This window comes from Verrucomicrobiota bacterium (assembly GCA_016871535.1).
GTDB lineage: Bacteria > Verrucomicrobiota > Verrucomicrobiia > Limisphaerales > SIBE01 > VHCZ01.
Genome location: VHCZ01000327.1, coordinates 1 through 6,271 on the forward strand (window position 1 = coordinate 1; position 6,271 = coordinate 6,271).

Annotated in this window: 6 protein-coding genes; 2 read left to right on the plus strand and 4 right to left on the minus strand. The window is 61.2% G+C overall.

The features are described 5' to 3' along the window. Positions 1–184 precede the first annotated feature (184 nt). A complete protein-coding gene (locus tag FJ398_25140) occupies positions 185–514 on the minus strand; it encodes a response regulator (protein MBM3841178.1) in 330 nt (109 codons plus the stop codon). 18 nt (positions 515–532) lie between these two features. Between FJ398_25140 and FJ398_25145 the strand changes: the two genes are divergently transcribed. Further along, the gene (locus FJ398_25145) at positions 533–1,264 is read left to right on the plus strand and encodes a lytic transglycosylase domain-containing protein (protein MBM3841179.1); all 732 of its coding nucleotides are present in this window, start codon (positions 533–535) and stop codon (positions 1,262–1,264) included. A gap of 233 nt (positions 1,265–1,497) precedes the next feature. Here the strand turns inward: FJ398_25145 and FJ398_25150 are convergent, their stop codons facing one another. The 3 genes from FJ398_25150 to ruvC all read right to left on the minus strand — a co-directional run bounded on the left by FJ398_25150 (position 1,498) and on the right by ruvC (position 3,860). Then, entirely contained in the window at positions 1,498–2,187 is a 690-nt protein-coding gene (locus tag FJ398_25150) for a DUF374 domain-containing protein (GenBank protein ID MBM3841180.1), read from the minus strand. Between the two features lie 193 nt (positions 2,188–2,380). Further along, on the minus strand, positions 2,381–2,986 hold the full coding sequence (ruvA, locus tag FJ398_25155) for a Holliday junction branch migration protein RuvA (GenBank protein ID MBM3841181.1): 606 nt from the start codon (positions 2,984–2,986) through the stop codon (positions 2,381–2,383). Between the two features lie 262 nt (positions 2,987–3,248). Next, positions 3,249–3,860: a crossover junction endodeoxyribonuclease RuvC gene (gene ruvC, locus FJ398_25160; GenBank protein ID MBM3841182.1), complete on the minus strand. Its 612-nt coding sequence runs from the start codon at positions 3,858–3,860 to the stop codon at positions 3,249–3,251. On the opposite strand from ruvC, the gene FJ398_25165 reads away from it, so the two are divergent. Beyond that, positions 3,675–6,128, plus strand: coding sequence for a tetratricopeptide repeat protein (locus FJ398_25165; GenBank protein MBM3841183.1), 2,454 nt, complete (start codon positions 3,675–3,677; stop codon positions 6,126–6,128). The genes ruvC and FJ398_25165 overlap by 186 nt on opposite strands. Positions 6,129–6,271: the final 143 nt, after the last annotated feature.

The window sequence follows — 6,271 nt, forward strand, 5'->3', positions numbered from 1 at the left end:
GTCTTTTGTCCGTGGCCTGCGTTGGCTCGGTCCTTACAGCCCGCGTTGGGGATGCTCAGACCTCGCCGCCTTGGCCACAGCCAAAATCCCTCGCCGCAGGACCCCGCGCAATTTTCGGACACGCTCTTAGAGCCTGTCTGAAAAATGGGTGGAACCGACAACTCGTAGATGCACCGGCGAGGGACTAGCCTCGCAAAACGGAATAGACAACGGCGACGAGCGTTTTGGGGAGGAAAGGTTTGCTGAGGAAGCCGTCGGGTTTGGCGGAGTAATACTGCATGATTTCCTCGCCGACGTTTCCGCTGTAGAGGATGGTTTTCAACTCCGGCTGGACGCGTTTGCAGCGCTCGATCAGCTCCATCCCATTGATCGGGCTCATGAGGAAATCCGTGAGGAGCAAGTCCGGTTTGGGTTCCTCACGGACAACTGATAGGCGGCTTCGGGATCGGTGAATAATCTCGGCCGGAATCCCTTCAGTTTCAGGATGACTTCCACGACTTCGCCGACCATGGATTCGTCATCCACGACGTAGATGAGAATCTCGCGGCCTGGCACTTCTTCAGCCGGCCCCGGCTCAGGCGCTGTGTTCTCACCGCTGGAGGACATACCGTTATCGGAGACAGAGCGCAATCTATACGCGCGACAAAACTTGGCAACGATTTATTGGGAAACTAAAAGCATGGGCGTGCAACGTCGGTGGCTCTGGCTCTTTCTGGCGATCGCGCTCGTCGATCTGGCCGCGATCTACTGGTGGTACCGTTCCCAGGGTGAGCGCCGTTACGATGGCTCCATCCAAAGCGCGGCGCGGCAGTACGGGGTCGATCCGACCTTGATCAAAGCGGTCGTGTGGCGGGAAAGCCGCTTCAACTCCGGGGCGCGCGGCAGCGCCGGCGAACTCGGACTCATGCAAATCCGATCCCTGGCCGCGAAAGAATGGGCGGAAGCAGAGCGTTTGTTGTTTTTTTCCCACGAACAACTGCTCGACCCCGACATGAACATCCGCGCCGGCGCGTGGTATCTGGGCAAACTTCTGAAACGTTACCGTCAGTCCGACGATCCCGAGCCGTATGCGCTGGCCGATTACAACGCGGGCCGGACGCATGTCTTGCGCTGGATGCGCGGGGCGGCCAAAACCAACAGCGCGGCGTTTCTGGCGGAAATGGATTTTCCCGGAACGCGCAGTTACATCCAGGCTGTCCGCGAACGGCGGGCGCTCTACCAGACCGCCTTCGCAACGAACCCGCCGCAACGCGGCAGTCGGTGAACACTTCCCATGAACCTGGTAGGGCTGCGTTGCCGCGCAGCCGGTCTTCGGTCGATACGGCGGCGCAGCAGCGCCGCCCTACCATCGACGGGTTCAAGGGCCGAGTGCATGGCACCGTGGCCATGGGAACTTCCCATGAACCGCTGGGTAGGGCGAGCCTGTCCCCAGCGAGCCGAGTCGGACGTGTTCCATGCACGTCGAGCGGCTCGCCGGGACGGACTCGCCCTACCTGTTCAATCCACCGTGAGTTCGCGCATTTGCGCTTCCAGTTTCTGCCGCAAATCAGCGCGCTCCGCGTCCGAAGCCTCGCGGGGCACCTGAACCGGGCGGCCCAGTGTCACGTCGCACTTCGCGAAAGGAAGCGGAATTTGAAATCGGTCCCAGCTCTTGAGGCAGATTTTCCGGCTTAGATGGTAAGTCACGGGCACGATGGGCAGGCCGGTCAACTGAGCCAGCGAAGTTATTCCATCTTGCACCAGGTAGCACGGGCCCCGCGGGCCGTCGGGAGTGATCGCCAGATCGTATCCGCGTTCGGCCCACGTCGTGAGTTCCAGGAGCGCCTGGGGTCCCCGCCGGCTGCTGGAACCTCGGACGGGCTGAACGTCGAAGAGTTCGAGAATGCGGGCGAGCAAACCGCCGTCTTTGCTGGCGCTGACCATCGCGGCCAAGGACCGGGGCGCATCCTTTCGGCAAATGAATTGGCGGTAGAGAATCAGCCCCAGCGCCAGACGATTGTGCCAGACGCAAAAGATCGCGGGGCCTTTGAAGCTGCCTTCCGTCACGCCGGAGCGATCCGCCACCCGGAAGCGAACCGTCCCAGCGATGAGTCGAATGAGCATGTAAATCGCCGCCGCCGCGAGCCGTCCATGCCACGCAACACCGTGCGGCACCACCACGCGCGAAGGTTTGGTTAAACGGTCCATGCAAAAGGGCGGTGCGCAAGATTACGATCAGGGGCAGGCCCTTCTTCCTCTCCCTGCGAGGAACGAGCGGGGAGAGGATCGAGGAGAGGGGAAAGCCCGTGAAGACGGACCTCATCTCCCCGACCCTCCCCTCCCTGTGAAGGGAGGAGAGGGAGAAATCCAGAGGTGGCTCCTGGTTCAAGCCGGGCGGGCATCACACGCTTTTCTTGAGGCTGGCGCGGACCAATTCCTCCACCCCGGCCTCCGGCCCCAGCAACACCAGCGTCGCGCGCACGGCATCGTGCGCTTCGACTTGTTTGTAGCCGAGCGCGATCAACGCCAGCACGGCGTCGTTGACTTTCTGGTCTTGCGGGGAAAGCGCGCGCCTGGCGCTGGTCGCTTCCCAGGCGCCGACCGCGCCGACCTTGTCCTTCAATTCTACAACGATGCGTTCGGCGGTCTTCTTGCCCACGCCCGAAATCTGCGAGAGCGCCTTGACATCGCCGTTGGCCACGGCGCCGCGGAACGCGGTGACGCTCATGCCGCTGAGGACGTTGAGGGCGATTTTCGGGCCGATGCCGCTCACCGTGTTGATGAGCATGCGAAACATCTCGCGCTCCTCTTCGGTCATGAATCCGTAGAGCACGTGCGCATCCTCGCGCACCGCCAGATGCGTCAGGATGCGCACTTCACGTCCAGGCGCGGGAAGCTTGTCGTAGGAGGATAATGGGATGAGCACGTCGTAGCCGACGCCGTTGACATCGACCGTCACTTGCGTCGGCAGAACGTCAACCAATTTGCCGTGTAAGAAGGCGATCATGGGGAAACATTTTCCGATTTGCGTTAGTGTTCGGTTCTAATCCACGAGATTGGCGACGGATCGACGCGGGGGGTAGCGCAGATTTTCAATCTGCTGTATCGCCGATTTACAATCGGCGGCGCGGCAAACAATTCCCTCGCTCTCGATTAAGCCGAAGCGCTGCAGAATGCAATTCTGCGATACGGCAGAGTGCAACTCTGCGCTACGAGATATTATCACCCGCCCCACGATCGTAATCTGTTCCTCGGATTCGTTGTGCATGTCAAATCCGCCGGGGCGTTGCGAGCGAATAACGCGAGCTTTGCTGCGCGTGGGCCAGCGCCAGAGCCAGCGCATCGGCTGCGTCCGCCTCTGGCGGGGCATCCAGGTGCAACATCCGTTGGACCATTTTGGCGACGGCCAGTTTCTGGGCGGCGCCGTAACCGACGATCGCTTGTTTCACTTTGCGCGGCGCGATTTCGTAGATTGCGACGCCGGCTTCAGCCACCGCCACGAGGCTCGCCCCACGCGCCTGGCCCATGGCCAAGGCGGTTTGCAGGTTTTGCGCGTAGAAAAGTCCTTCGATGACGCACGCCGCCGGGTGATGCTTTTTCAGGACTTCCCGCAATTCGTGAACGATCCGGACCAGACAGCGCGACGGCTCCCAGCCCGCCGGACAGCGAATCGTGCCAAAGGCCAGCGCGCGCGGATGCGGCCGGGCGGCTTGAATGATTCCGTAGCCCGTGCCGCGCAACGATGGATCGACGCCCAGGATGATCTCGTGATTCGCGGCGGGAGCGCGCAATTGAGTGCCGAGGACCGGGGCCGCGACTGCTTTCCGGCCGCCGCTCAGACGCTGCTTCATTTGCTCAAACTGCCGAGGCGAAATGCCCATGGGCCGGATAGTGCCAGAGTTTCGCCTGGAAATTCAAATGCCCAAATCAGCCCCGAGCCGTCGCAAGAAGTTGCTGATCTTCGGCAGGCAGTTAGAATATCCCTATTGAAACCGGCATCAACCATCGGGGCTGGAGACGTTCAGGGGGCATTGGAACAGGCCCTCAAGCATCAGAGGTCGGGGCAGTGGGGCCAGGCCTCTGAACTCTGCGATCAAGTGCTGGCGCGGGAACCCGAAAACTTCGAGGCGCTGCACCTGCGCGGTCTCTCCGCTTTGAATTCCAATGACGCTTCCGGAGCCGTTCGGTTCCTGGAGCGGGCGGCAGCGCTGAAGCCGAACAACCCGACCATCCTGCTCAACCTCGGAAACGCCCTGGCCGCTTCGGGCGACTTTCCCAAAGCGGTTTCGGTCTATCGAGAAGCTCTCGAAGTTGAACCTCAGGCTCCGGATACACTCTTCAATCTCGCCCTCGCCACGAACCAAATCGGAGACAGGACCGGCGCCATCGCGTGCCTGGAAAAGGCCCTCTCGTGCAAAGCGGATTTCCTTGAAGCGCACTTTCATCTCGGATGTTTGCTTTGGGAACAGAGGCGGGTTGAGGACGCCATCGCGGCGTATCGTCGCGCGCGCGATGGCGGGGCGAATTTCCGGGAGATGCATGCAAATCTGGGCGTGGCGTTGCAGGAGGCCGGAAGGTTCGAAGAGGCGGCCTCCGCTTATTGCCGCGCGCTCGAATTCAAATCCGACGTGGTTGAGGTTCGGCTCAATCTGGCTCTGGCTCACGAACAGAGCGGGCTGACCGCAGAAGCGATCCGCGAGTACGACGCCACCCTGCAGTCAGCTCCGAATCATTGGATGGCTCGCTGGGGCCGGACTTTTGCGCTCCCCATCGTTTATGAGGACGAGAAGGAAATCGACACTTGCGAAGCCCGCTGGTCCGAAGGCCTCGCTTGCCTGTTGCATGAAATCAAAAGCAAGCCGATGGCGGACGCCGACCAGGCCCTCGCTTTGCTTTCCTGGAAAACCAATTTCTACCTGCACTACCAGGGGCGGGATCACACGCGATTGCAGGGGCAGTACGGCGAACTGCTCTCTGCACTGGCCGCCATCGCCTGCCCCGGACTGACGAAACCCATTCCCAAACGCCGGCTCGGCGCGCAGGACAAGCTGCGCATCGCTTTCGTGAGTTCCCATTTCCGGCATCACACCATTCTCAAACTGTTCGAGGGGTGGCTCCGCGAGCTGGATCGCTCCCGATTTGAGGTTCACGCCGTCAGCCTCGTGGGGAACGTGGATTCGCGTGCGCCGGATGCCTCCTTGCATTGCCGGACTCACGATCTCGGCGCGTTACCCGTGAGGCGCCTGGTGGAATGGATGCAAGACGCGGCGTTCGACATCATCGTGTATCTGGACATCGGAATTCATTTCCGAACGCAACCTCTGGCCGCGTTGCGGCTGGCGCCGGTCCAGTGCGGCACGTGGGGCCATCCGGTGACCTCCGGTCTTTCCGCGATCGATTATTTTCTGAGCAGCGAATTGATGGAGCCTGAAAACGCGGCGGCGCACTACTCTGAAAAGTTGGTGCGGCTGCCGTCTCTTTCCATCTGCTACGCCCACCCCGAACTGCCTGCGGCGGACCGGCAGGTCCGCCCCACCGGCGGGCCGCTGAGTTATTTCTGCAGCCAGAGCCTCTTCAAACTGCTGCCGCAGTTCGATTCCGTTTATCCGCGGATCGCGGCAAAAGTGCGCGGAGCGAAGTTCTGGTTCATTGGGCATCATTCGGCCGCGGTCACCGAAAAGTTCCGGAACCGATTGCGGCGCGCCTTTGCCAAACTGAATTTGAACGCGGATGAGCACGTCGCCTTCTATCCCAGAATGTCGGAGGCCGAATTCTTTCAAGCGACGCAGCGGGCCGCGATCGTCCTGGACAGCATCTTGTGGTCGGGCGGGAACAGCAGTCTGGAAGCGCTGGCGTGTGACAAACCCATGGTCACGTTGCCGGGACCGATGCTGCGAGGACGGCACACTTACGCGATTCTGCGCCGCGCCGGACTGGATGAATTGATCGCTGGGGACGTGGACGAATACGTGGAGATCGCCGTCCGCTTAGGACGCGACGCAAACTGGCGGGCGATGCTCGGCGAGAAAATCCGCGCCCAAAAAATGGCGGTCTTCAATGACCTTGCGCCGGTCCGGGCGCTGGAGAATTTCGTTGCGACGGTAGGACAAACCGCTCACGGTGTGAGTGCGTCATCTGCCATCGGTTAACGCCAGGCTGGGCTGGCTAGTATATCGTTTGTATGAAGGGTGAACAATAGCTTGCGTCTTCCGCCGCCCTCTGGCAGTGTAGTTGGGCATGGCCAAAACGACTGCCCGTGATGCCTTGGTCCTCTCTCCGGAGGAGCAACAAC